At 45.4% G+C, this 22,057-nt stretch carries 28 protein-coding genes; 15 read left to right on the top strand and 13 right to left on the bottom strand.

All coding sequences use genetic code 11. The features are described 5' to 3' along the window. Positions 1 to 182 precede the first annotated feature (182 nt). From NDI35_RS24090 to NDI35_RS24070, 5 genes are all read left to right on the top strand, one after another. On the top strand, positions 183 to 413 hold the full coding sequence (locus NDI35_RS24090; protein WP_332954782.1) for an addiction module protein: 231 nt from the start codon (positions 183 to 185) through the stop codon (positions 411 to 413). Then, positions 410 to 700 carry a type II toxin-antitoxin system RelE/ParE family toxin gene (locus NDI35_RS24085; RefSeq protein ID WP_333200387.1) on the top strand — a complete coding sequence of 97 codons (291 nt, stop codon included), beginning with the start codon at positions 410 to 412 and terminating at the stop codon, positions 698 to 700. The genes NDI35_RS24090 and NDI35_RS24085 overlap by 4 nt, the downstream gene beginning before the upstream one ends. Beyond that, a complete protein-coding gene (locus NDI35_RS24080) occupies positions 682 to 1,479 on the top strand; it encodes a uracil-DNA glycosylase family protein (RefSeq protein WP_445314919.1) in 798 nt (265 codons plus the stop codon). Before NDI35_RS24085 ends, NDI35_RS24080 begins: the two co-directional genes overlap by 19 nt. A 111-nt stretch (positions 1,480 to 1,590) precedes the next feature. Further along, positions 1,591 to 1,686 (top strand): type II toxin-antitoxin system HigB family toxin, encoded by a 96-nt coding sequence (locus tag NDI35_RS24075; RefSeq protein ID WP_333029073.1) that lies wholly within the window; start codon positions 1,591 to 1,593, stop codon positions 1,684 to 1,686. 14 nt (positions 1,687 to 1,700) lie between these two features. Beyond that, on the top strand, positions 1,701 to 2,078 hold the full coding sequence (locus NDI35_RS24070; RefSeq protein ID WP_445314918.1) for a helix-turn-helix domain-containing protein: 378 nt from the start codon (positions 1,701 to 1,703) through the stop codon (positions 2,076 to 2,078). Between the two features lie 97 nt (positions 2,079 to 2,175). Here the strand turns inward: NDI35_RS24070 and NDI35_RS24065 are convergent, their stop codons facing one another. The 3 genes from NDI35_RS24065 to NDI35_RS24055 all read right to left on the bottom strand — a co-directional run bounded on the left by NDI35_RS24065 (position 2,176) and on the right by NDI35_RS24055 (position 4,812). Continuing rightward, the gene (locus NDI35_RS24065) at positions 2,176 to 3,063 is read right to left on the bottom strand and encodes a hypothetical protein (RefSeq protein ID WP_445314917.1); all 888 of its coding nucleotides are present in this window, start codon (positions 3,061 to 3,063) and stop codon (positions 2,176 to 2,178) included. Between the two features lie 114 nt (positions 3,064 to 3,177). Beyond that, a complete protein-coding gene (locus NDI35_RS24060; RefSeq protein WP_445314916.1) occupies positions 3,178 to 3,783 on the bottom strand; it encodes a DUF1517 domain-containing protein in 606 nt (201 codons plus the stop codon). Positions 3,784 to 4,266: 483 nt separating this feature from the next. Continuing rightward, positions 4,267 to 4,812 carry a hypothetical protein gene (locus tag NDI35_RS24055; RefSeq protein ID WP_445314915.1) on the bottom strand — a complete coding sequence of 182 codons (546 nt, stop codon included), beginning with the start codon at positions 4,810 to 4,812 and terminating at the stop codon, positions 4,267 to 4,269. A 357-nt stretch (positions 4,813 to 5,169) separates the two neighbouring features. Here NDI35_RS24055 and rfbB point away from each other — a divergent pair, with 357 nt between their 5' ends. From rfbB to hpsJ-A, 4 genes are all read left to right on the top strand, one after another. Continuing rightward, positions 5,170 to 6,276: a dTDP-glucose 4,6-dehydratase gene (gene rfbB, locus NDI35_RS24050; protein ID WP_445314914.1), complete on the top strand. Its 1,107-nt coding sequence runs from the start codon at positions 5,170 to 5,172 to the stop codon at positions 6,274 to 6,276. A 387-nt stretch (positions 6,277 to 6,663) separates the two neighbouring features. After that, positions 6,664 to 7,515 carry a cyanoexosortase A gene (crtA, locus tag NDI35_RS24045; RefSeq protein WP_445314913.1) on the top strand — a complete coding sequence of 284 codons (852 nt, stop codon included), beginning with the start codon at positions 6,664 to 6,666 and terminating at the stop codon, positions 7,513 to 7,515. Then, positions 7,515 to 8,183: a cyanoexosortase A system-associated protein gene (locus NDI35_RS24040; RefSeq protein WP_445314912.1), complete on the top strand. Its 669-nt coding sequence runs from the start codon at positions 7,515 to 7,517 to the stop codon at positions 8,181 to 8,183. Before crtA ends, NDI35_RS24040 begins: the two co-directional genes overlap by 1 nt. A gap of 178 nt (positions 8,184 to 8,361) precedes the next feature. After that, positions 8,362 to 9,039, top strand: coding sequence for an HpsJ-like protein, cyanoexosortase A-associated (hpsJ-A, locus tag NDI35_RS24035; RefSeq protein ID WP_445314911.1), 678 nt, complete (start codon positions 8,362 to 8,364; stop codon positions 9,037 to 9,039). Between the two features lie 353 nt (positions 9,040 to 9,392). Here hpsJ-A and NDI35_RS24030 read toward each other — a convergent pair whose 3' ends face one another. Further along, positions 9,393 to 10,034, bottom strand: coding sequence for a cofactor assembly of complex C subunit B (locus NDI35_RS24030; protein ID WP_445314910.1), 642 nt, complete (start codon positions 10,032 to 10,034; stop codon positions 9,393 to 9,395). A 136-nt stretch (positions 10,035 to 10,170) separates the two neighbouring features. After that, complete coding sequence (gene rpaB / locus NDI35_RS24025) at positions 10,171 to 10,902, bottom strand: response regulator transcription factor RpaB (protein WP_071587789.1); 732 nt, start codon at positions 10,900 to 10,902, stop codon at positions 10,171 to 10,173. Between the two features lie 165 nt (positions 10,903 to 11,067). Here rpaB and radA point away from each other — a divergent pair, with 165 nt between their 5' ends. The 6 genes from radA (at position 11,068) to NDI35_RS23995 (ending at position 15,092) form a co-directional block, all read left to right on the top strand. Next, complete coding sequence (radA, locus tag NDI35_RS24020; RefSeq protein ID WP_445314909.1) at positions 11,068 to 12,603, top strand: DNA repair protein RadA; 1,536 nt, start codon at positions 11,068 to 11,070, stop codon at positions 12,601 to 12,603. A 45-nt stretch (positions 12,604 to 12,648) separates the two neighbouring features. Next, complete coding sequence (locus tag NDI35_RS24015; RefSeq protein ID WP_333256474.1) at positions 12,649 to 12,879, top strand: type II toxin-antitoxin system Phd/YefM family antitoxin; 231 nt, start codon at positions 12,649 to 12,651, stop codon at positions 12,877 to 12,879. Beyond that, on the top strand, positions 12,876 to 13,262 hold the full coding sequence (locus tag NDI35_RS24010) for a type II toxin-antitoxin system VapC family toxin (RefSeq protein WP_445314908.1): 387 nt from the start codon (positions 12,876 to 12,878) through the stop codon (positions 13,260 to 13,262). The genes NDI35_RS24015 and NDI35_RS24010 overlap by 4 nt, the downstream gene beginning before the upstream one ends. A gap of 31 nt (positions 13,263 to 13,293) precedes the next feature. Continuing rightward, positions 13,294 to 13,518 (top strand): type II toxin-antitoxin system HicB family antitoxin, encoded by a 225-nt coding sequence (locus NDI35_RS24005; protein WP_445314907.1) that lies wholly within the window; start codon positions 13,294 to 13,296, stop codon positions 13,516 to 13,518. A gap of 318 nt (positions 13,519 to 13,836) precedes the next feature. Further along, the gene (locus NDI35_RS24000; RefSeq protein WP_445314906.1) at positions 13,837 to 14,691 is read left to right on the top strand and encodes a TIGR02587 family membrane protein; all 855 of its coding nucleotides are present in this window, start codon (positions 13,837 to 13,839) and stop codon (positions 14,689 to 14,691) included. Then, a complete protein-coding gene (locus NDI35_RS23995) occupies positions 14,688 to 15,092 on the top strand; it encodes a TIGR02588 family protein (protein ID WP_445314905.1) in 405 nt (134 codons plus the stop codon). Before NDI35_RS24000 ends, NDI35_RS23995 begins: the two co-directional genes overlap by 4 nt. 171 nt (positions 15,093 to 15,263) lie before the next feature. Here NDI35_RS23995 and NDI35_RS23990 read toward each other — a convergent pair whose 3' ends face one another. The 8 genes from NDI35_RS23990 to NDI35_RS23955 all read right to left on the bottom strand — a co-directional run bounded on the left by NDI35_RS23990 (position 15,264) and on the right by NDI35_RS23955 (position 21,890). Then, the gene (locus NDI35_RS23990; RefSeq protein ID WP_445314904.1) at positions 15,264 to 15,857 is read right to left on the bottom strand and encodes a CPBP family intramembrane glutamic endopeptidase; all 594 of its coding nucleotides are present in this window, start codon (positions 15,855 to 15,857) and stop codon (positions 15,264 to 15,266) included. Between the two features lie 46 nt (positions 15,858 to 15,903). Beyond that, positions 15,904 to 16,971, bottom strand: coding sequence for a DUF3326 domain-containing protein (locus NDI35_RS23985; RefSeq protein ID WP_445314903.1), 1,068 nt, complete (start codon positions 16,969 to 16,971; stop codon positions 15,904 to 15,906). Next, positions 16,968 to 17,159 (bottom strand): DUF8621 family protein, encoded by a 192-nt coding sequence (locus tag NDI35_RS23980; protein ID WP_015175652.1) that lies wholly within the window; start codon positions 17,157 to 17,159, stop codon positions 16,968 to 16,970. Before NDI35_RS23980 ends, NDI35_RS23985 begins: the two co-directional genes overlap by 4 nt. A 57-nt stretch (positions 17,160 to 17,216) precedes the next feature. Continuing rightward, on the bottom strand, positions 17,217 to 17,534 hold the full coding sequence (locus tag NDI35_RS23975; RefSeq protein WP_445314902.1) for a 2Fe-2S iron-sulfur cluster-binding protein: 318 nt from the start codon (positions 17,532 to 17,534) through the stop codon (positions 17,217 to 17,219). A gap of 245 nt (positions 17,535 to 17,779) precedes the next feature. Next, positions 17,780 to 18,325 carry a Uma2 family endonuclease gene (locus NDI35_RS23970; protein ID WP_445314901.1) on the bottom strand — a complete coding sequence of 182 codons (546 nt, stop codon included), beginning with the start codon at positions 18,323 to 18,325 and terminating at the stop codon, positions 17,780 to 17,782. A gap of 126 nt (positions 18,326 to 18,451) precedes the next feature. Further along, positions 18,452 to 19,633 (bottom strand): YcjF family protein, encoded by a 1,182-nt coding sequence (locus tag NDI35_RS23965; protein WP_445314900.1) that lies wholly within the window; start codon positions 19,631 to 19,633, stop codon positions 18,452 to 18,454. 227 nt (positions 19,634 to 19,860) lie between these two features. Next, the gene (locus NDI35_RS23960; RefSeq protein WP_445314899.1) at positions 19,861 to 20,400 is read right to left on the bottom strand and encodes a Uma2 family endonuclease; all 540 of its coding nucleotides are present in this window, start codon (positions 20,398 to 20,400) and stop codon (positions 19,861 to 19,863) included. Between the two features lie 242 nt (positions 20,401 to 20,642). Next, positions 20,643 to 21,890, bottom strand: a complete 1,248-nt coding sequence (locus tag NDI35_RS23955; RefSeq protein ID WP_445314944.1) for a Z1 domain-containing protein — start codon at positions 21,888 to 21,890, stop codon at positions 20,643 to 20,645. Between the last annotated feature and the right edge of the window lie 167 nt (positions 21,891 to 22,057).

Genomic DNA, 22,057 nt, shown 5'->3' with positions numbered 1-22,057 from the left:
GGTGAAAGGACAGATGCTTTATTAATTAGAGCATAGCGATCGCCGATTGAGAGGCTTTATACTGTTGGTCGCTCACTGTTTGATCGCCGCGATCGCGAAGCACATCAACCCCGGCTCAATGACCTTCTATTTGTCTAAAGTCTGTTACATTACGATCGTAATTAAGCATTTGGCGACGAGCTATGCGGTCAATTGAACAACTGACAGAAGAGCTTTTATCTTTGCCTAGAGAATCAAGAGCACTTTTGGCAGAAAAACTCGCAGAAAGTTTAGAATTAGATATCGACCCAATAATTCAGGCAGCTTGGACAACTGAGGCTCATAGACGACGTAACGAGATCCGAAGTGGTGCTGTGCAAGCAATTCCGGGGGATGAAGCGTTAGCTCAAGTGAGGCTGTTGCTCGATCCATGAGATATGTATTTCATCCTGAAGCACTTGCTGAATATTCTGAAGCTGTCCAATACTATGCAGAACAACGTTCTGAAGTAGCACAGATGTTCATTAATGCTATTGAGGATGCTGTGTATCGAATTAGGGAATCTCCGACTCGCTGGGCTATAGTTGATGAAGATGTTCGCCGATGTTTGACGCGGAAATTTCCCTATAGCATCCTTTACACGATCGAGCAAGACTACATTTTGATCCTCGCAGTAACGCATTGCAGTCGAGAGCCTGGGTATTGGAAAAGCCGCAAATAATTGAAACATTCAGCAATCCAACATTTAAAATGTCTGAGATAACTCTGCTACATGAAATTGCTCATTGCCCCCATGCACGGTTCTGTCGAGAAAATCCTGCTGCTGAACATCCATGTAGCGAAATTGTTGATTATCAAAGATCGCTCAATTTAGACAAGTTTCAAGTACCTGAGCCTTGGAGTGGACATATAGAGAAAGCTCCTATTCTTTTTCTGAGTTCAAATCCATCAATTGGCTCTGTTGAAAACTACCCAAATTGGTCTTGGTCAGACGATGATATGGAAGATTACTTCAGTTATCGTTTTGGAGGGGGACGCAAGGAATGGATCGTCAATGGTACGAAATCCTTACTAATGGACGGGACATATAGCCATGCTGTTAAGTTCTGGGCAGCAGTCCGGCAACGTGCTATGGAGTTATTTGAACGGGATGTGGTTCCAGGAATTGATTATGCGCTTACCGAAATAGTGCATTGTAAATCCCATAATGAAATTGGCGTAGAACGAGCGCAATATAAATGTGTTGAAACCTATTTGTTGAGGACTTTAGAACTGGCAGGGGCAAAAGTAATTGTGGTGCTGGGAGGAGGTGCAAGGAAAGCAATTCAAAGTCAATTCAATATCCCTGAAAAAATCTCAGTGTCTGAGGCAATAAAGATAGGGAGCAGTGAAAGATTTTTTGCTTTCCTTCCACATCCAAATGCCTACAAAGCTCGTTCTTTTTCCAAGTGCTTTCAGGATGATGAGCTTAAAAAGTTACGCGCATCTTTGCATCCGTGAAAAAATGGTGAGTGATGCACATGGTTAAAGTTACTTGAACGTGCGAGCGCCCGATTGAAAACCTTACCTTCTAGTGAGCAAGATGCGATCGCGTTATGATAGAAGTATCGGCTGATTGTGGCAATTCGCTATGACCTTGGTATTATTTTCATCCGATTTATTGGCACTCATGCTGAGTATGACAAAGTAGATGCAAAAATAGTCTAAACAGAGGTGAATGTATGGAATTGCGCCCAATTAGAAATGAAACGGACTATCAGGAAGCGCTTCGAGAGATCGAGTTACTGTTTAATGCCGCCCCAAACACTCCTGAGTACGATCGATTAGATGTACTCAGCACCTTAGTGGAAGCCTACGAGAAGAAACACATTCCGATCGCAATCCCCGATCCGATCGAAGCGATTGATTATTACATGGAAACTCGCGGATGGTCTCGTCGCGATTTAGAGTCATGTCTCGGTAGTCGGGCTAGGGTGTCTGAGGTTTTATCTCGTAAACGTTCCTTGACATTGGAGATGATTTGGAAGTTGAATCAAGAACTGGGGATTCCCGCTGAAATTCTCATCCAACCCTATAAGTCGGTAAAAATCCCCGCGTAACAATATAACTCGATCTACCTGGGTAGTTGTAGGGTGTGTCGCTGCGGGAAACTTCCCACTAAGGCGCAGATATTCGAGGGCGACGCACCCTACATTCTTAACGCCTTCTGCCACTCCCGAAAGAGCGATTCCGACTCGGTTGACGAGAATTCCTGCCGCTACCAAAACTCGGACTCCGCCTTTGCTGCCGGGAATTTGAGTTGGGCGATCGCCTCAAAGTGCTGCCACCGTAACCCGAACCGGTCGATCGATTGCCATTTGGCCGTGCTGAGGGTCTTACTGGCTGGTTATATGTGGGCGATCGCAAGCGGCCGGTTGTCCTTAAAACTTGACGGTTTCTCACAGCAGGAGGCGGAGTTCGATACCGAGTTTGATACTGCTGAACAGCTTGGTTGTAAGTATTACCATACCCGCCATATCCTGTCATAATCCCCGGCTGATAGACTGGCGGCATATAATATCGCGGTCTAAATAACAAACTGCCGATCGCCTGACCAGCTACAGCCCCAGCAAACGGTGCCCAGAAGCCAGATTGCTGACGCACCACTACGGTTTGTGGCTGACCTGTTTGAGGATTAGGAACAGTTTCCGTAACGTTGTGAACGTACTCAATTTTAAAATCTTCTGTCAAATGCAAAACCGCTTGATTGTTATCCACATTTAGATAACTTTTCTTGCCTGCCGATATTTCTTCATCTGTTAAGCGAGCCATTTGCAAATCCCTAGTGCGGTAAACTGGGGGACTGCCAGGGGGAGTATTCAGCAACATCAAACTGTATTCGCCATCAGCATCGTCGTAGGTAGCTTGCTGTACAGGATATTGACCTTGAGCCAAGTTATTATTATTTGGTGCAGGACGCACTGTGTTAATATTTGGATTGCCAGCAGGATTTGTCGAAGTTTGTCTGCTCGGAGAACCGCAGGCGGTTGCCGTCCATAAAAAAGTTAAAGCCATGAAATAAATTGTCAGTCTTCGCAGCATCATAAATAGTAATTTTTAATTTGTAATTTGTAATTTGGCATGGGTTGTTTTATAATTGCTCCTTCTTCCTTCTTCCCGACATCAGTTACTGAATCCGTTGCCTAACTTCTTCCTTCCTTAAAGCGGAATAAGTTCAGGGAAATTGACCAACACTTGGTCGTTGGTAAGTTCGTCTCCCAACTGTGCGGGAGAAAAGTGAACTTGCACAGCTCGGAGCCTTTCTTGGTAATGTAAATTAATCAGGGCTTTTAAACCGACTTTCAGCGCGCTGATGTCAGCGAGGTCAGTTTCTAGGGCAGGAACTTCGCCTTCATACGCAACTGTCAGCATCACCACTACATTTCTAGTTACCGGCAAAGACAAGGGGGAATTTTTATCATAAACAGATGTGCTGTATTGAGGCTCACTGAGATAGCGATCGGCTGAATCAATGAAAAGTTCATCCACATAATCGCCGGCTTCCCCTTCATTCCAAAAAACATCGCCTTCATTGGCGGCTGATTGCCAGTAGTTGTCGTCTTGCAACAGGTGATTGCAAATTTCTACAAGACCTTCTCCTAAAACTACTATGTCGCCATCGGCATCAATTGCTTTTCTGGCGGTGCGGTTGAGAACTCCTAACAGCGGTGCAACTTCTCCGCCTGTTAGGTGAACGAACACCCGGCAAACTGCCAGTCGAGTTTTACCTGTAAATTGATTGAATCGATCGCGCCAAGCATTCATAATAACCTATAGTTGTAATCTGTAGGGCTATATTTCTCACGGTAACAGGCGATTTGAACTTTTGCCGTCTACCCTCAGATTGATATGAAGAGTATTTCTGGCGGTCGAACTCAAAGCGATCGCCTCGGTGTACTGTCTCGCTTTTAGTCATCTAATTTTATAGCTGTTTTCAATCAAATCAAATACAGTAGGGAGACGGCACTGCCGTGTCCTGACGGGGAGCTGCGACTTTTAATAATTGATATTTTAATAAGTGGTATAAGATTGAGGATTTTAGCAAGACTTTTTTAAATTGGTATTAATTCGGTGCTCCTTTGCTTCGCAGGAATATGATATTGTGCGCTATTGATTCATCTGTCTATTGTTTGCAGTGCTTCGCGATCGCAATGACCAGAAATTGTAGGGGTAGATAACTTCAAATCAAAAAACCTCCAATCTTGGAAGATTGGAGGTGCGCTCAGCGAATACTTTGGTTTGAGATAACTATTTGAGGCTCGCGCTTTGGACTTGTTCGATCGCAATTTCAGAACTCAACTCAGCAACTTCCGAAACTGGCAAATCCAGCTCGCCGCCCGGAGCTTCTGGGTGTTCGCGAACGGCTGCAACCGCATCTGCTGACTCAGCTACAGCACCCGCCGGCGCCAAATCGAGCAAGGCAGGAACTTCCATGTGTCCAGAAACACCTGCATCTGCGATCAGATCGATCGACTCTTCAGAAACTTCAAAATTATCGGTCATCGCAGCCCAAGCAGCAGAAGCGCGCTTGCCGGCGCGGTAGCTCATGTAGGCCGCTCCGCCACCCAAAACTCCAGCCAAACCTAGGAAACCGAGAGCTGCTGTTTTGTAAGATTTCCACGGATTCATTCGCTCCGAGCCGCCGGAACCTAGGATCGTTGTCGCAGAACCAGATTTAGCCGCCCCAGATTTGCTGTAGGAACAGGGGAAAGCAGATGCAGCGTCACCTATGGCGATGCTGCTTGCGATCGCGACTACGGAAGCAATGCCAGCTAACACTTGAAACTTCTTCATGGTGCTGTGCAGATTGTAAAGGATAATTAAAAAATTAATGGTAACAGCTCTTTACAAATGTATCAACTCTGCGCGCCGCCCATATCGAGGATCGATCGCAAATATCAACTATAGCCTCACGCAATTCAAATTTAAATTTGCCCGCTTAAAAACCTGCAATGCTTGCTCTGTAAGCGTTTGGGCTAACAGCTCGGTAGAAGTTCAAGTTTTGTGAACCAATACTTCGATCGCGCCCAAATCAGAAAATCTGAGGTGAGACAGTAGAAAATTTAATTACATGGCGGCAAACACTTGGTGACAAACTACTTTTAAGGCTACTTTTGTAAAGGCTTAGTTATTGGAATAACTCTTATTTTTATGACAGACAACGCGACTCAAGGCATTGAGCGAGCCCCTCGCCGATTGTTGGTGACGGGCGGGGCTGGATTTATCGGCTCGAATTTTGTCCATCACTGGTGCAGCAGCTATCCGGGCGATCGAGTAGTCGTACTCGACGCTTTAACCTACGCCGGAAACCGACAAACCCTGGCAACTTTGGAAGGAGGCGAAAATTTTCGGTTTGTGCAGGGGGATATTTGCGATCGTACCTTAGTCGATACCTTGCTCAAAGAAGAAAACATCACCACAGTCGCGCACTTTGCCGCAGAATCCCACGTTGACAGGTCAATTATCGGGCCCGCAGCCTTTGTTCAAACAAACGTTGTCGGAACCTTCACGCTTTTAGAAGCCTTCCGCAAGCATTTTGAAGCAATTGATGAGGCATCTCTCAAAGCACAAATGCGCTTTCTCCACGTTTCTACCGACGAAGTTTACGGCAGTCTCGGCCCCGATGACCCAGCCTTCACAGAAACAACCGCCTACTCGCCCAACAGTCCCTACTCAGCCTCCAAAGCTGGCAGCGACCACCTCGCCCGCGCCTATTTCCACACCTACGGCGTCCCGACAATTATCACCAACTGTTCCAACAATTACGGCCCCTATCACTTCCCAGAAAAGCTCATTCCATTAATGTGCATCAATATGCTATTGGGCAAACCGCTGCCAGTATACGGCGACGGTCAAAACGTGCGAGATTGGCTGTACGTTCTCGACCACTGCCGCGCTTTAGATGCCGTTATTGACCGTGGTCAGCCTGGGGAAACATACAATGTTGGCGGCAACAACGAGGTAAAAAATCTCGATTTAGTAAAAATGCTGTGTCAGCTAATGGACGAATTAGCTTCTGATTTACCCGCCCGTCCTTGCGAACAATTGATCACATTTGTCAAAGACAGAGCCGGGCACGATCGGCGTTATGCTATTGATGCCAGCAAAATTAAAACAGAGTTAGGTTGGACTCCCTCAGTAACAGTTGAAGAAGGTTTGCGGCAGACTGTAGAATGGTACTTAGCCCATCGGGAGTGGTGGGAGCCCCTGCTTTCGGAGGAATATCAAACTTACTACCGGAAAGTCTACTCTAATTAATCTACTCTTGGACGCACGGGCTACCAAAAACCAGCACCGGTAAAAAACTGGTTTTCAAGCTCAAGAGTGCGTCCAAGAAAGGTTTCTGTCTTGCCTTCAAGCTTTACATTTAAACTCCCGGCGCAGAAACAGGGTTATAGAAAGGAAAATTTTTAGTTGAGTGCGATCGATCCGAGTTAAAAAACCTGTTTTTTTTGGTCTTTGCTCCTCACTTCAAAATTAATTGGGTGAAGGTACTTATCACACATATTTGTCCTTGTCAATCTTTGTGAAGATTTAGTTAAAAATCATCACAAAGGCATAAATTCAAGTGTTTGTAGCTGATAATTTTAATAGAGTTACAAGCTTAAGCATTTTAGAAGCTTTTAGGAAAAACAAAAAGCAGCAATGACCGAAATAAACTGGCTCAAGCACGTCCAAGAACCTAAATACTGGCTGTTAGGCATCGCCTCCGGTTTGATTGCCCTACACCTAACTCTAACTTCCAGAACAAACGACACAGACCTGTTCGGTACAATGTTACTGTTTTGGGGAGTCGTAGCATTTCTCATTTGGGAAAGGCACGAATCCTTAACTTTTGAAAGCGGAGTTTTCGCCAGCTTCTTTGGGACCTCATTAATTGCTTTCATATTGCTCAAAAGTTCGTCGATATCTGGATACGACTTTTTTATTAGAGCAACGCCTTTTTTGTCTGGAATCAGTCTCGCATTGCTGGCTTCTGGAACAAAAGGACTGAAACAATATAGGCAGGAACTTCTAATTCTTGGCTATACAGCTATTCCTCCCGGATTGATCGGAGTATTCGTTGATGTCGCCCTATTAACAGCAAAATTTTCAGCTTTCCTCCTCCACTATCTAGGATTTGAAGTGGTGCGGAAAGGGGTTTTTCTAATCCTGGAAAATGGCAGCGTGGAAGTGTATCACGGCTGTTCGGGGGTGAATGCGATACTACAATTGTTAGGACTAGCTCTGGTTTTCTTACTGATGTTTCCTACCACTACGGGTCAGAAAATTGTATTGCCCTTCGTGGCCATAATTACTGCATTTCTAGTTAATGCCGCGCGAGTTGCTCTCATGGCGCTGCTGGTATCGCTATCTCAACCCGAAGCATTTAAATACTGGCACGAAGGAAATGGTTCAGTAATATTTTCGATGATTGCTGTATTTATTTTCGGGTTATTCTGCTGGTTTGCAATTTTGAAAGACCAACCCCAAAATAAGGAAGGACAGAATTGCTAATGGCTATTACCTCTTGGAAACCACTTAGGCTTTCCCTGTTGGCTGTTACTTTGGGGGGGGTTTTGTTGGTTGCCGGAAAATTGGTTTTCTATCCATCGGAAGGCAAGAATGTGGCAACCCCGTTTGAGTTTCCCGAGTCGGTGCCTCTAGCCGATTGGAAACTAAACAAGAGCGCGCCGATCGAACTTAGCAAGAATTCAGAATTCAAAGCTGCCAGGAAATATGAATATCAAAAAAATAGCATGGCTCTAGAAATAGAGATGCGCTATGCCGTAGACACCATTGCGGAAGTGGAAGGTATGATGAAGGGACATACAGTTCTCAAGTCGTCTCCTGGTAAACTAGCATTAGTAAACACTCAAGGCGCGGGGTTTCACGGAATTTTGCAACAGCAAAATCGACTGTATTTGAGTTCGTGTATCAATCCTCGTGGCAGTGCTACAGTAACTTCCCAACAGTTTAGATATAATCGAAATACTCGCGATTGGCAGCCAAACCGTATTCTGTTTTGGTTGTTGGGTAGGGGAAATATTCAAGACCGGCGCTGTTTGTGGACTCAGATGTCTGTGCCTTTGGATAAAACAACTCCAGAAGATGCCAAAAAAATTCTAGAGAATGCTTGGGTTTCTTGGTATGAGTGGTGGCAGCCGCGATTCCCCGAGCCTTGACTCGATTCAGTCGATTTTAGCTTTTAGCTTTTAGCTTTTAGACTTACTCCACAGGTGAATCTGGAAGCTGGAACAAGAGTCTAAAATTTTTGACTCTCCACGACTGTTGTCGGGGGCTTGTATCCGTTCTTGGGCGGGGTCAAGAGAGATTTTTCTTAACAACAACTCTGATTATTTTATGAATGACTTACAAGGCGAACAAGGTTTTTCTATCTACAGACTGCGTTGGATTGGCTACGGTCTATTAATTTTGTCTGTATTAGATACGATTGCAGTTCTTATACCAGCAAATTTTGGCAATCGCCTCTGGGAATTGCAGACGATTGGGGCAGTAGTGGAACGGGTGCCAGTTCCTTTACTGGCAATGGCGCTGATATTTTTTGGAGAAGGGTACGATCGCAGAGGCTTGGAAGACGTTTTTTTGAAGGTTTTGTCTTGGGTTTGTCTGCTGCTAGGTCTGGTTTTTCTGTTGATGCTGCCTTTGGGAATTTTTGGCACTATCTATGTGAACAACCAAAACAACCAGCAAATTACTACTCAAGCAAACCAACAATTAGCTCAGTTGCAGCAGGTGGAAGATCGGCTAAAGAAGGGTAGTCCTGAAGATTTAAGGAATTTGGCGGGGGAACTTACCCGTTTGGGGGTACAAACGGATACCCAAAACCCACAGCAATTGAAAGAGCAAATTCTTTCGAGAATTACTCCGGCTAAGGAACGGTTACAGACGCAAAGTGCTGCGGTTCAGCAAAGTCAGCGCGTGGGGTTATTTAAAAATGCTGTTAAGTGGCTGCTGGGCGCGCTGATTTCTAGTGTTTTGTTTTTTACACTGTGGCGCGGTACTGACTGGGCTCGCTAGTAGTTTTGAGTTTTGAGTTGCGATTTGTGAGCTAGTAAGGTGGGCCTAGCGCACCCGGAGAGCGTTGTTGAGGACTAAGATGCGCCCTGTACACGCAGCCCGCGTCTGGGTGGTTAAGAAGACCCTCAAACCCTGGAAATTTTGTTGGGGGCAGCGCTAGCTCTTTTTATTTTCAAAAGATATTATCGGTAATAAATCTTGTTTATTGCCGATAGCCAACACCGAGAATGAGGCAAATCCGTCGTTAGCGCAGCCCTCGAAGACGATCGCACCTTGACAGAGCTGGCATTGTGCAATCCACAATCTAAAATTTAAAATCTAAAATCCACAATCTAAAATCCACAATCTAAAATCTAAAATTGATTGATGGTATTTTCTAGTTTGTCGGCAATGCCTTCAACCCAGTTTTCATCTTGTTTGGTGTAGCTGCGGGGCGCGTTAGCACCTAAGATTAAAACGCCTTGGCTGCCGATAGGTTGACAGATGACTCCTTGGGTATTTTCTGGCAAATAGTCAAATTCAATTTTGCCGGGATAAATATTGAGATTTACTAAATAAATTGGTTTGTTTTTGTCGAGCACTCGCTGCAAAATCGGCCCTGGTTTGACTTCGGGATTGATGCCTAAAATACCGCGTCGCAATAGAACTTTTCCCTGATACACAATTACGATCGACCTTGTGGCGGTATTTGTCAACAGCAAACGCGACGCCCAGGCTAATTCTATTTTCACGGCCTCCGGCAAATCCGGCGCAAATTCAAAACCTTCTTCGCCGATAAGTTTTACGGAATCGGGCGATCGCGCTTGCACCTGCTGCCACAGCAAACCTGTTAAAATCAGCAGAGCGCTGATAATTACTCCCAAAGCGTCCGATCGAGCTTGAGAATCTGTAATTTGCTCTGTCAGCAAGCGGTTTACCATTAGCAGCGTACCTGCTAACCCTCCTGCAACTAAGGGCAATTGCCGCAAAACTTTATTGGGATCAGATTTAGTCATTTGTCAGTTGGCTGTTCACTGTTGGCTGTTCACTGTTGGCTGTTCACTGTTGGCTGTTCACTGTTGACTGTTCACTGTTGACTGTTGGTTGTCAACCGTCAACCGTCAACCGTCAACTGCCAACTGCCAAGTGACTTTATCCTACTTCTCCAATTTCGACAATTCGCTGGAAGAGATAGCCGGTGCCGCGGGCGGTGAGAATTAATTCGGGATTGCTGGGGTCGTCTTCCAACTTTGCCCTAAGCCGCGAGATGTGAACGTCCACTACGCGGGTGTCTACGTGGCGTTCTGGCGTGTATCCCCACACTTCCTGCAAAATTTCCGATCGCGAAAAAGGCTCTCCAGAACGGCTCACAAGCAGTTCTAACAGGCTGAATTCCATGCCCGTGAGCCGAATTCGTTCGTCGCCTTTATAAACTTGGCGCTTGTTGGTGTCAATCCTAATATTGGTGACGTGGATGACTCCAGAGCTAGGAATCCCCGATGCGCCGTTTTTGTCAACCCTCCGCAGTACCGAACGGATGCGGGCTTCAAGTTCTTTGGGAGAGAAAGGTTTGACGACGTAATCGTCTGCGCCCAATTCTAAACCGGTGATGCGATCGGCTACGTCTCCCAAAGCAGTTAGCATGATGATGGGCACGTCTGACTCTTTACGCAACTCCTGACAGACGCCGTAACCGTCTAGCTTTGGCATCATCACGTCCAAAACCACTAAGTCGGGTTCGGTGTTGCGAAATGTTTCGAGAGCTTCTTCACCGTCAGCAGCGGTGACGACATCGTAGCCAATCATGGAAAGGCGAGTCTCCAGAATGCGGCGGATACTGGCTTCGTCATCGACTACCAGAATTTTTTCTTTATGATTTTCCAAGTTACCGAGCACTCCTTAAGTTACATTTCAGATAATGTTAATTTTTTGTACCCTATCATAGAAGACACAAATTGAATCATGGGCGGCGATCGGTCTGAAAGCTTGATAATTGCTTTAACTCAGACTTTTCCAAATTTTAAGGGTGACTATTTATCATAGTAAACAATGCCTAAGCCTCGAATACAATATATTTGTCGGGAATGCGGGTATGATTCACCACAATATTTTGGCAGATGTCCTAGCTGTCAGAAGTGGGATTCTTTTGACGAGCAGTTAGAGCAACCTACTGCTGGTGTGCCGCGGGCTGGTTTAACTGGGGTGACAACTAAGACAGTGGGCGGTTCGCCCCCTGATAAGTCGAAGGGTCAACCAAGGGTATCTTTCAGATTATCGCAGATTTCCGACCAAACTCAGTCTCGCTGGCCTTCTGGTTACGGGGAGCTCGATCGAGTTTTGGGAGGCGGGATTGTTCCGGGATCGCTGGTGTTGATTGGGGGGGAACCGGGAATCGGGAAATCGACGCTGCTGTTGCAGGTGGCGAATATGTTGGCCCGCAAGGATCGGATACTGTATGTCAGTGCGGAGGAGTCCGGCCAGCAGGTGAAGTTGCGATCGCAGCGTTTGGGCGTGGCTAATCCGGTTGAATTGTCAAGCAACGGCGGGCATAAATCTGGCAGTAACGGGGAAGCTAAAAAGGATTCCGAGGACAATTCAGCGGAGAATTTCTATTTGCTTCCAGAGACGGATTTAGAAGTTGTTTTGCGGGAGTTGGAAGCGCTGAAACCGAATGTGGCGGTGATTGACAGCATCCAAACTATTTATTTTGCTAGTTTAACATCGGCTCCGGGTTCGGTGGCTCAGGTGCGGGAATGTACATCTGCTTTGATGCAGGTAGCGAAAAGGGAAAATATTACTTTATTTATTGTCGGTCACGTTACGAAAGATGGAGCTTTGGCCGGACCGAGGGTTTTGGAACATTTGGTAGATACTGTACTGTATTTTGAGGGCGATCGCTTTGCTTCTCATCGGCTTTTGCGATCGATGAAAAACCGTTTTGGCGCTACTCACGAAATCGGTGTTTTTGAAATGGTAGCCAACGGTTTGCGAGAAGTAGATAATCCGTCGGAGTTGTTTTTAGGGAATAGAGATGAATTTTCTCCCGGTACTTCGACGACTGTTACTTGCGAAGGAACTCGACCGATTTTAGTGGAAATTCAGGCGTTAGTTAGCCCTGCAAGTTTCGGTTCGCCTCGCCGCACTACTACTGGTGTGGATAATGCTAGATTGCAGCAAATTTTAGCTGTTTTGGAGAAAAGGGTGGGGATTCCTTTATCTAAATTAGATGTGATTTTGGCGACGGTGGGCGGGTTGAAGGTGGACGAACCGGCGGCGGATTTGGCAGTTGCGATCGCCGTTGTGGCCAGTTTTCGCGATCGGGTGGTTGATGCGCGCACTGTTTTGCTTGGAGAAGTGGGTTTGGGGGGACAGGTGCGGCCGGTTTCGCAATTAGAGTTGCGGCTGAGGGAAGCAGCGAAATTGGGTTTTAAAAGGGCGATTATTCCTAAGAATCAACCGGTGCCGGAGTTAGGAATGGAGATTATTCCGGTGGCGAAGGTAATCGATGCAATTATTGCCGCGATTCCTGCTACACCGGCTCAGTTGCAGTCGGTTGATTTGGAGGAAGAGGATTTGTTTAATTGAGTTAGAATGGTGATGTTATAGATTGATAGTAAGCAGGCACAAATTATGTATCAAGTAGACATTATTGAAGCCAAAGAAAAGCTTCTGGAATTAATCGAAGCGGCGATGAGAGGCGAAGAAGTGGCGATTACTCAAGATAACCAGCCTGTTGTAAAATTGGTAGTAATTCCCAAACAAGCTAAACCCAATCGGCAAGCAGGAAGTGCCAAAGGAATGGTTTGGATGTCCGATGATTTTGACGAACCGCTAGAAGAGTTTAAGGAGTACATGGAATGAGGTTGTTGTTGGACACTCATGCCTTTATTTGGTATACGACAGACAGTTCGAGACTCACCGCAACAGGGCGATCGCTAATTGACAACGGAGAGAACGATATTCTCCTCAGTACAGCTAGCGTCTGGGAAATGGCGATCAAACATAGTATAGGTAGGCTAACTTTTAGTATGCCTTTTATGGAGTTTATCAAGCAGCAGCTCGCAGTTAATAGAATTGATATACTGGAAATAACTTTCGACCACATTGAGGTTGTGGCTTCACTGCCTTTGCATCACCGTGACCCATTTGACAGGCTGATAATTGCACAATCTGTGGCGGAACAGATACCGATTTTGAGCGTTGATGCTATTTTTGATGCTTATGCGATCGCGCGGGTGTGGTGAATTAAATTAGTTTAAAAATAAAGAGGCGAAGATGAAACAATTTAAAATCATCATTGAAAAACATTCCGATGGTTATGTAGCCTATCCCCTTGGTATGAAAGGTGCCGTAGTTGGTGAAGGTGACACCTATGAAGAAGCCTTAGCGGATGTCACGTCAGTTATTCGCTGCTATATCGAAGTATTTGGCAAAGAAACAATGGAAAAGGAATCACCTGCGATAGAGACTTTTTTAGTAGAAGCAGAGGTGGCTATTTAATGTCTAACTTTCCTGTCGATGCTTCTAAAAGACAAGTCATCAGAACATTTCAGTTGTTGGGTTTGCGGATTATTAGAGAAGGCGAACACATTGTCATGGTGTGAGAGAATCAGGATGGCACGGAGACTCCGTTAGTAATGCCTAACCACGATAAAATAAAATCAGGGACACTGAGAGCAATTTATACTCAGGTGGGAATTTCTCGAGAGGAATTTTTAATAGCTTAGGCACAAATTTGAGTGCAGATGCTATCTACGATAACACTTGAAATATGTAAAAATAGAGATTGCCTTTTTTGAGGTGCGTTTTCAATCAAACATGAAAAAATCAAAAAGACGTAAAAATCAGTGGTCAAATGAACTAAACGACATCATTCGAGGTGCATCGGGTGGCTTTTTGTTCGGAATTCCCCTTCTTTATACGATGGAGGTTTGGTGGATCGGTTCGTATACTAAACCAGCGGCAATGTCGATCGCGATCGCAACTACTTTTCTCGTCGTTTTCTTGTTGACTCGCACGGAAGGTTTTCGCAAAACTAAAGACATCCGCTGGCTAGATGCTGCAATCGATACCGTAGAAGCGATCGCCATTGGTATTGTCTGCGCCGCTTTTGTCCTGTTTTTGCTCCGAGAAATTACCCCGGAGACTCCGCTGCAAGAAACTTTGGGGAAAATCATCTTTGAAGGCCTGCCGTTTGCGTTGGGAGTAGCCCTGGCCAACGGTTTCTTGAGCGGCGATCGCTATCAAAGTTCAGACAGCGAAAACGAACCTAGCATTAATCCAACTGTAGCAGATATCGGCGCTACTTTAATCGGCGCGATGATCATTGCTTTCAACATCGCCCCAACTGACGAAATTCCCATGCTAGCAGCAGCGATTTCGCCGCCTTGGCAATTAGGAATTATCGCCGCTTCGCTGCTAATTTCCTACGGTATTGTATTTGTAGCAGGCTTTACTTATCAAGCAAAACGGCAGCAGCAGCAAGGGATTTTTCAGCGTCCCCTCAGCGAAACTGTCATGGCCTATTTAGTGTCGCTGGCGGCTTCTGCATTTATGATGTTTTTCTTCGACAAACTCAGTTTTGACGACCCGTGGTCGATTTGGTTGAACTATACGTTAGTATTGGGATTGCCGGCGGCTGTTGGCGGCGCGGCGGGGAGGTTGGCAGTATGAGTGAAAGTAATAACGAACAGCAAGAAAAAAGAACTCCTGCTGAATGGGTGACATTTGCGATCGCCTGCTTGATCCTTTTTACCCTCACCGGACTCGTAATCTACAACTGGGTGACTAAAAAAGAGGAACCTCCGATTATTTCTGTCACTCGCAACACGCCTATTCGCGAAACTCAAGGGCAATTTTACGTACCGTTTGCAGTGACAAACACGGGCGGCGAAACGGCAGAATCAGTGCAAATTATTGCCGAATTGCGCGTCAACGGTGAAGTTGTAGAATCCGGCGATCAACAAATTGATTTTTTGTCAAGTGGTGAAACTCAAGAAGGAGCTTTTATTTTCAGCCGTAACCCCAGTCAAGGTGAGTTGATTGTGCGATCGAGCAGCTACAAACTGCCTTAAGACAGATAAAACTCGGCGGTTAAAACCTTTTCACCTTGGTGAACTCTTCCTCTTCCTTCGCGCCCTTAGCGTCTTCGCGGTTCGTTCAATCTAAAAACCCCCTTGCGCGTTGGCATTTATTGCTATATTCCGCGCAGGCGCGATTTCAATCGCTTTAAAATTGCGATCGAGCTAACGCTTCACCAGATTGTGTTCCCACTTCCAAACACAGCTCGAAATCAAATTCGTGCAGATATGAGCCGTAATTGGCACTAACAAATTGCCAGTAGCTAAAACGCTGTAACCCAACAGCAATCCGACAGCCGTTGCCCAAACAGCATAAGGCCACTGATCCATGCCTCCCAAGTGCAGAATGCCGAAACAAAAACTCGATAAAACTATACTGGTAAGATTCAATCCCAAAGCAGACAGCATCACGCCTCGAAATAGCAATTCTTCGCTAAGTCCCGGCAGCAGTCCCAGCCAAATTAAATCAGGCCAAAACAAAGGTTTGAGAACTACTTCCAAGTAAACGTCTGCACTCCGGCGATAACCCGGCCAGAGGTGATAAACGATCGCACTGCCGCCTGTAATTGCCAGTCCGAGCGCACATCCTTTGAGCAAGTCCATTCCTATCAATTTGACTGGCAAAAGCGATACCGATCCAAATAGCAACCACAATTTAGCTACCGCCAGCAACATAATTGCTGTCACGCCCATTGCTACTAAAACTTGGGTGCGCGTCAAGGGTTCAATTTCAGGATTTCCGGGAATTTTTTCTGCCACTTAATCACTTTTAGATTTGAGGTTTGAGATTTGAGATTTGTTGGGTTTAGTCAGACAAACAACGCAGGGAGGAGATGTCTGCACCCAAGGAAGCTGGACTGATGCCGGCTCGCAAAGCGACCAAAACTCCGATCGCCTCTAAATATGAGTTTACCTGCAAAGCTTTGATTCCGAGTTTTTCTGGAGTCGCCTGCATCTGGGTTTTGTTGTCCCCCACCGCGATAATTTGTACGGACGATCGCCCACTCAAACTCAGAATAGCACTGCCGCCGCAGGCTGTGGCGGGTATCACCACCGCATCGACTCGATCGGCGGTAATTGATAATTGATTGTGCTGCTGGCTTTCTGGCGCTACCAATTGGGGAGCTTTGCTGAGGCCGGCAAGCACGCAAGGTAGGAAAGTATAGCCGATTTCCTCAGCAGCCGATCGCGGGGACAGGTGCGGATCGAGGGGAAGCGCAGACAACGCGGGGGCGTGGGCGCAGGGGATTTTAAACGTCCTGACGACGAGGTGGCTGATCACAGCTTCCGCGCCGGCGAGGGGATCAACTCCTTTGCCGCGGCGGTAGTTTTCGAGGGCGAGGCTGCCTTGATCGTCGGGAAATCTGGCTACAACTGCGATCGCCTCTACTCTTGCTTGTGTGATTAATTTTTCTGCCGCGCGCAATAAACTGTCGGGATTGCCGATCGTCCCCCAGGATGCGCCTGATTCAGAAATACGCAATTCTACTTGCAGAGGGCGATCGGTTAAAACACAATCAGTTATATTCAAGCCCAATGTAGCTCTCGCTGCATCAGCCGCCTGCAAGTGCCGCAACTGCAAGTCTGGTTCGATCGCGGAATCGAGGATTAAGCCGATGCGATTTTGATGTACCGGTTGCAGGCCCCAGCCTCCGGCAGCAAATTTGTCAAGAGCGTAACCTTCAACGTAGAGAGCGTTAGGTATCGGCCAATAAAGTTGAGCCCCGTTGAGGACGTTGGGGTGAGTGATCAGGGTGTCTGAAATTTGGGCGATCGCCCTAGCCACCGGCAGCGCATCTCCTGCAAACCCACCAATCGAGGCTCCAACGCCTGTGGGGACTATCAAAACCACTGTCAAAGGGCGGGGGTTCACGGTGTTGCGGGGGATGCTTCCACGAGCACGTAGCCTTCTACCACAGCCTTTTGCCGATCGACATCCACATCTGTGACTGCCCACCGCAGGGGTTCGCCGTACTTTTGCAGTTCAATTTCAATAGCCGAGTGCAGTTGCTCGGCGGTCTCGTGGAGGTCAACTTCTGCGGAAATGAAATGGGTGGTCATAGGGCGATCCATAGTGGTTTTACCGCTAACGGTACTTAGGTCAATTTTAGCTTAGTCCTAGGATTTACCGAATTGGCGATCGTACACAATGTCTTCTTTTTCTGTTTCTATCTTCAAGTTCGATCGGGGATAAGCAACACACAGCAACACATAACCTTCTTCCTGAAGATCCGGACTAACGCCCATACCATCAGCTTGATCGACCTTCCCTTCAATAATTTTACCAGCGCAAGTAGTACAAACCCCCGCATTGCATGAACTCGGCAACTCAATGCCGGCCGCGTTGGCGGCGCGGAGAATTTGTTTATCTTCGGGTACTTCTACGGTATAGGTAGAGCCTTGGTGGATCAATTCAACAGTGTAAGTCTTAGACATATTTCAATTATTGGTTTTAATTCCCCAATTGGAATTTACGCTAGATTTGGAAACAAAGCAATCAGTATTTTACCGCTGTTTGTGCTTTTGTGCAAATTTACAACTGCTGTTTTTATTGATAATTTTTTTTATTAATTGGCTGGGGCGAGCGAGCGGCATTTTGTCAATGACTTTTTCACAAATTATTACAAGCCTCACGGCGGAACTGTGCCACAAAGCACTTATACCTAATTAATTTTTTGCCTTCAACCCAACAACTCATCAACCGCAACACTAAAACCGGGCAGCACTAGCTGAGTGCTGACTGTATAACCCAGGTTAAAAGTTAACTTGTGAGTTTGAGTCATTATCAATATCCAGCGACTTTCTGGAAAAACAATCCAAGCTTCCAGACAACCCGAATCTAAATACTCTTGTGCTTTCAGAAATATTTTTTCCGCAATATAAGTAGGAGAAACTATTTCTGCAATTAACGGCGGGCTTTGAGGCAAACTAGGAACATCGCCATATTGAGCAACAAGTTCAGGAGTCAGATAAGCTACATCAGAAGGGCGCACTCGCCTGTCAGTACGGCAAGGAACTTCTGTATACACTTCGCCGCCTTGTCCGCTAGAATCTTTGTAATTTCCCCAAGAACGATCAAGTCTAGATTGGATTCGACTGTGTTTTACTGTCATGCCATTTTTCTCCACAATTTGCCCGTCCACCCATTCCATATCGTCGGGGGGATTAGCCATGAAGTCTTCTAGAGAAACATTTTCTGATAAAACGGCAGCCATTACCATAGCCATTTACTCTCTTTTGCAGAATTAACTCATATTGTAGCAATCAATTGGTAATTGGTAATTGGGAATTGGGAATTGGAACTAACAAATAACCTATGCCCTATGCCCTATGCCCTATGCCCCATGCCCAATTTACTCAATATTAATTTGATTGGGAGGCTTAGGTTGATTCGGTTTGTCATCCTTCAAAGTTTTACGCCCAGAACTAGCATAATCCTTATAAAAATCCACAAACATCTTTGTCAACTGCTGCAAAGAAAGTTGTTCCCCATTAATTTGAGCTTTCATATAAGCTTTAAGCACTTCAATGTAAGCCAAACCGAGGGCAAGCGTGAGAGTTGCGGCCGTTGCACCGGAGATAGCACCGCCCACAACAGTACCCGCACCAGGAATCATTTTAATCAAATTAGTAACAATACTTCTGCCGATAGCAGTAACCCCGCCAGCGCCGCTAATAGCAGACAGCATGGCCGAAATAAACCCCTTATCAAAGGGCATTCCAAAAATCACAGTAATATTAGCAATCATTGCCGTTTGCATCGTCATCAAAATCGGCGCATCAGCAAACGGTACAGGAGTCGCACCGACAATGGCAGAACCGGCTACATAAGCACTTAGGTACTTAAATGCCATGTCAGATTTGAGCGCAATATTGGCAATTTGTTCTTTAACAAAAGCTTTTTTAGCTACTTCCGGCAACAGTTGAACAGTTGCATCTACCAACTTGTCTAAACCGTGAGACTTTACTGTATAATCCTCATCGATTTCTTCCGGCTCAGCCATCACAGGGATGATTTGACTGACTGGTAAATTCATGTGTTCCAGTTGCTTGAAAAACTCACCCGGCTTTTTAGATGTCGTCTGAGTCAGCACTAAAAGAACTGGTACCTCTTTGACTTCCATTTCTTTTAGCCAGCTTTCCTCCACAGATTCTATTCTATTGGCACTGTGATTGATGCAGTACCAGATGACGTGAATGTGTTCTTTTGGGTGCAGGAGTCTTTGGTCTTCAATCAGTTTAGCAACGTTTAATTGAATAACTTTAATTTGTTCGGCGTTGAGTTCGAGTCCGGGAGTATCGTAGACTGTAATTGGGCAATTCGGTTTGGTATATTGGCGAATGCCTTGAGTTATGGGGCGGCCGACTCCGGTTTCTGCTAAGCGTTGGCGAAAAACGGAATTGATCAGGGTACTTTTGCCGACACCGGTTTTGCCGATGACTAAAACATTGCACTGTCCCACTTGGTTTTCTGCGTCTTTGAAGGCGTAGTAACTTCTATTTAAAAGCTCGTTTAAGGAAAAGTCGTCTGACATGGCGGTTTGCTCCGATAATGGTGGGATATTAAATCTGGATTAAACACCACCGAATAGAATTCGGAGGCCCTACAAACGAAGGATTAAACACCACCGAATAGAATTCGGGGCTATACAAACGAAGTCTCGATTAAACGCCACCGAATAGAATTCGGGGCTATACAAACGAAGTCCGCCTGCGCGGACTGGGGGAGTCTTAAAGATATTGTAGCAATTTAGTTTGATGTTTAAGCTAGCAATCGATCGACATCGATGCTAAAACCGATCAGGATTTGTTGGGTGCTGGCGGTATCGCCGGATCTAAATGTCAATATTTGATTTTGAGTCATCGCGAATATTAAACGACTTTCTGGAAAAACTAGCCAAACTTCCTGACAGCTAGATTCTAAATATTCCTGTGCTTTGAGAAAGACATCTTCAGCAATATCGGTGGGTAAAACTATTTCGGAAATTAACGGAAAACTTTGGGGCAAAGTGGCAAGGTTGCCAAGTTTTGCAACTAATTCGGGTATGAGATAAGCGACATCGGGCCGGCGAATTTGTCGGTTAGTGTGGCAAGGTGGTGAAATATAAAGTTCTCCTCCTTGTTTGCTGGAAATCATGTAATTTGCCCAAGCACAACCCAGGCTTGATTGAATTTTACCATGCTTGAGCGTGGCTCCATTTTTCTCCACGAGTTGTCCGTCCACCCATTCCATGTTGTCGGGGGGATTAGCCATGAAGTCTTCTAAAGTAAAATTCTTCTGTGCAGCAGTAGCAGTGACCATAGTTATTTATTCGCTTTTAGTAAACTTACTTGTTACTATTATGGCTGATATGATGAGAAGTTATTGCGCGATGAGTACCCGCACTTTTACGGTAGTTTCTTCTATCCATCTTCTGCAAATAAAAATTGAATCTCTACCCTACCACCAGAATATTTTTCCTAAGCTTTTTATACCTATACAAAAAATTATCATCCTCCTTCTCTGACGACTTATGGTGAATTAGATGATGCTTGTGGTATCAATTAATTTTCGTCTATTTTCTCTGAATCATCCCATTCTAGTTCATCTTCTTGCTGCTCTTCTACTTCTTCTGATTCCTCTGAGTAATTAAACATAAAGACGAATTTGTTCTTAGGCAGAATCAGTGTTGGCAAATACAGAGGTTGATCGTCCCAATAATCTTGTTTTTCACCTTTTTCATACATAACAACGAGTACAGGGACATCAGTGTATTTTTGTCTGGGCTTACTTAGCCACTGACTTTGTGCAAAACCATCCCGCCAAGGTCGAGTAGTTTGATTTTTCAAGCCCAGCCCATCACCACCCCTTTTACCTCGACGAACGTTGAGAATACCCTTATGAATCTTTTGTTTTTTCATTGATTGAAGTGCCTGTTTGACTCGCTCATCTTCCCAGACATACCCAGAACAGGAACGGCTTGGCATTTCTGAAATAATCTCGATTAAAGAGTCGATGTCTACTTCATGATATTCATCATCTCCGTTAAATGTAGACAGAAGTTTATCGAGTGCTTCTGTGTGTTTTTTAACTTCCGAAGATTTCCATAATGGATCGCGGGGGTAAATAGAAGATCCTGGGGTAAATACACCAATAGCTGCTGGATTAAGGACATTTGCACGGGTTGGTCTAAGTTGGCGACCAACCCACACTGGCGTAAGCTTAATTTTGCCAGTGTCCTCATCAATTACTTCACGCATACCCTCATCTGATTCATGAATAGCGCGGAAATCTTCTAAAATGTGTTTGGGTAAAAAGAGGCGAGTAACATCTAACAATTCCTGGCGATAACCAAACATTCGCGCGTGCTGATGAACTGTGTCCATCGTCTTTTGTTTGGCATCACGCCCGTAATAAGTAATCATCAATCCTTCAATAGTTACACCACGCCCCAAGCGGTTTCCTCCAATTAGAATGTTTATACCTGGGCTGTATTTTGGTTCCTTATCTGGATTGGTGGCATCAATAACTTTCGGTATAGTATTTCGTAACTCATACTCTAGCTCCACAACAAGGTCATTGAGAGGTGGTAAGTTAGAAGCTGTTTTGCTTAACTCTGCATGAGCTTTACTTAGCCATTTGAGCGCATCCTCTCGCTTTGTGACAGATGATTTAGATCGCAGAGCCTTGTCAAGCTCTACAACAAAGCTGCCAATAACCTTTTCCAACGTGCTGTGAGTAATACGCTTGTGGTCAATATGAGCTAGAAAAGAATACTTAGCGTCTTTATCTTTATCTGTTGCTGATTTAATTTTGTATATCGAACCAACAAAAAAACGTAATTGCTCAACCCCCTTGACAAGAAAACAAGATAGACATTAGATCAAGGAATGGAAAAACTCCCCGACCTAAAACAGCTATCGAACGAGGCAAAAGAAGCCTTGATAGTAGAGCTATGGGAGAAAATCCAAAAACTAAC

The sequence above is a fragment of the Microcoleus vaginatus FACHB-2002 genome (assembly GCF_040004035.1).
GTDB lineage: Bacteria > Cyanobacteriota > Cyanobacteriia > Cyanobacteriales > Microcoleaceae > Microcoleus > Microcoleus vaginatus_C.
This window is presented reverse-complemented; position numbering and strand designations above follow the sequence as displayed.

Coding starts and splice junctions, on each gene's coding strand:
- hpsJ-A (WP_445314911.1), top strand. CDS start 8,362: ATGAATGACTTACAAGGCGAACAAGGTTTTTCTATCTACAGACTGCGT.
- NDI35_RS23965 (WP_445314900.1), bottom strand. CDS start 19,633: ATGTCAGACGACTTTTCCTTAAACGAGCTTTTAAATAGAAGTTACTAC.
- NDI35_RS24055 (WP_445314915.1), bottom strand. CDS start 4,812: ATGAAGAAGTTTCAAGTGTTAGCTGGCATTGCTTCCGTAGTCGCGATC.
- NDI35_RS24065 (WP_445314917.1), bottom strand. CDS start 3,063: ATGATGCTGCGAAGACTGACAATTTATTTCATGGCTTTAACTTTTTTA.
- NDI35_RS23980 (WP_015175652.1), bottom strand. CDS start 17,159: ATGACCACCCATTTCATTTCCGCAGAAGTTGACCTCCACGAGACCGCC.
- NDI35_RS24090 (WP_332954782.1), top strand. CDS start 183: ATGCGGTCAATTGAACAACTGACAGAAGAGCTTTTATCTTTGCCTAGA.
- NDI35_RS24040 (WP_445314912.1), top strand. CDS start 7,515: ATGGCTATTACCTCTTGGAAACCACTTAGGCTTTCCCTGTTGGCTGTT.
- NDI35_RS24060 (WP_445314916.1), bottom strand. CDS start 3,783: ATGAATGCTTGGCGCGATCGATTCAATCAATTTACAGGTAAAACTCGA.
- NDI35_RS24070 (WP_445314918.1), top strand. CDS start 1,701: ATGGAATTGCGCCCAATTAGAAATGAAACGGACTATCAGGAAGCGCTT.
- NDI35_RS23995 (WP_445314905.1), top strand. CDS start 14,688: ATGAGTGAAAGTAATAACGAACAGCAAGAAAAAAGAACTCCTGCTGAA.
- rfbB (WP_445314914.1), top strand. CDS start 5,170: ATGACAGACAACGCGACTCAAGGCATTGAGCGAGCCCCTCGCCGATTG.
- NDI35_RS24000 (WP_445314906.1), top strand. CDS start 13,837: ATGAAAAAATCAAAAAGACGTAAAAATCAGTGGTCAAATGAACTAAAC.
- NDI35_RS23970 (WP_445314901.1), bottom strand. CDS start 18,325: ATGGCTATGGTAATGGCTGCCGTTTTATCAGAAAATGTTTCTCTAGAA.
- NDI35_RS24015 (WP_333256474.1), top strand. CDS start 12,649: ATGTATCAAGTAGACATTATTGAAGCCAAAGAAAAGCTTCTGGAATTA.
- NDI35_RS23960 (WP_445314899.1), bottom strand. CDS start 20,400: ATGGTCACTGCTACTGCTGCACAGAAGAATTTTACTTTAGAAGACTTC.
- radA (WP_445314909.1), top strand. CDS start 11,068: ATGCCTAAGCCTCGAATACAATATATTTGTCGGGAATGCGGGTATGAT.
- NDI35_RS24085 (WP_333200387.1), top strand. CDS start 410: ATGAGATATGTATTTCATCCTGAAGCACTTGCTGAATATTCTGAAGCT.
- NDI35_RS23975 (WP_445314902.1), bottom strand. CDS start 17,534: ATGTCTAAGACTTACACTGTTGAATTGATCCACCAAGGCTCTACCTAT.
- NDI35_RS24030 (WP_445314910.1), bottom strand. CDS start 10,034: ATGACTAAATCTGATCCCAATAAAGTTTTGCGGCAATTGCCCTTAGTT.
- NDI35_RS24010 (WP_445314908.1), top strand. CDS start 12,876: ATGAGGTTGTTGTTGGACACTCATGCCTTTATTTGGTATACGACAGAC.
- crtA (WP_445314913.1), top strand. CDS start 6,664: ATGACCGAAATAAACTGGCTCAAGCACGTCCAAGAACCTAAATACTGG.
- NDI35_RS24005 (WP_445314907.1), top strand. CDS start 13,294: ATGAAACAATTTAAAATCATCATTGAAAAACATTCCGATGGTTATGTA.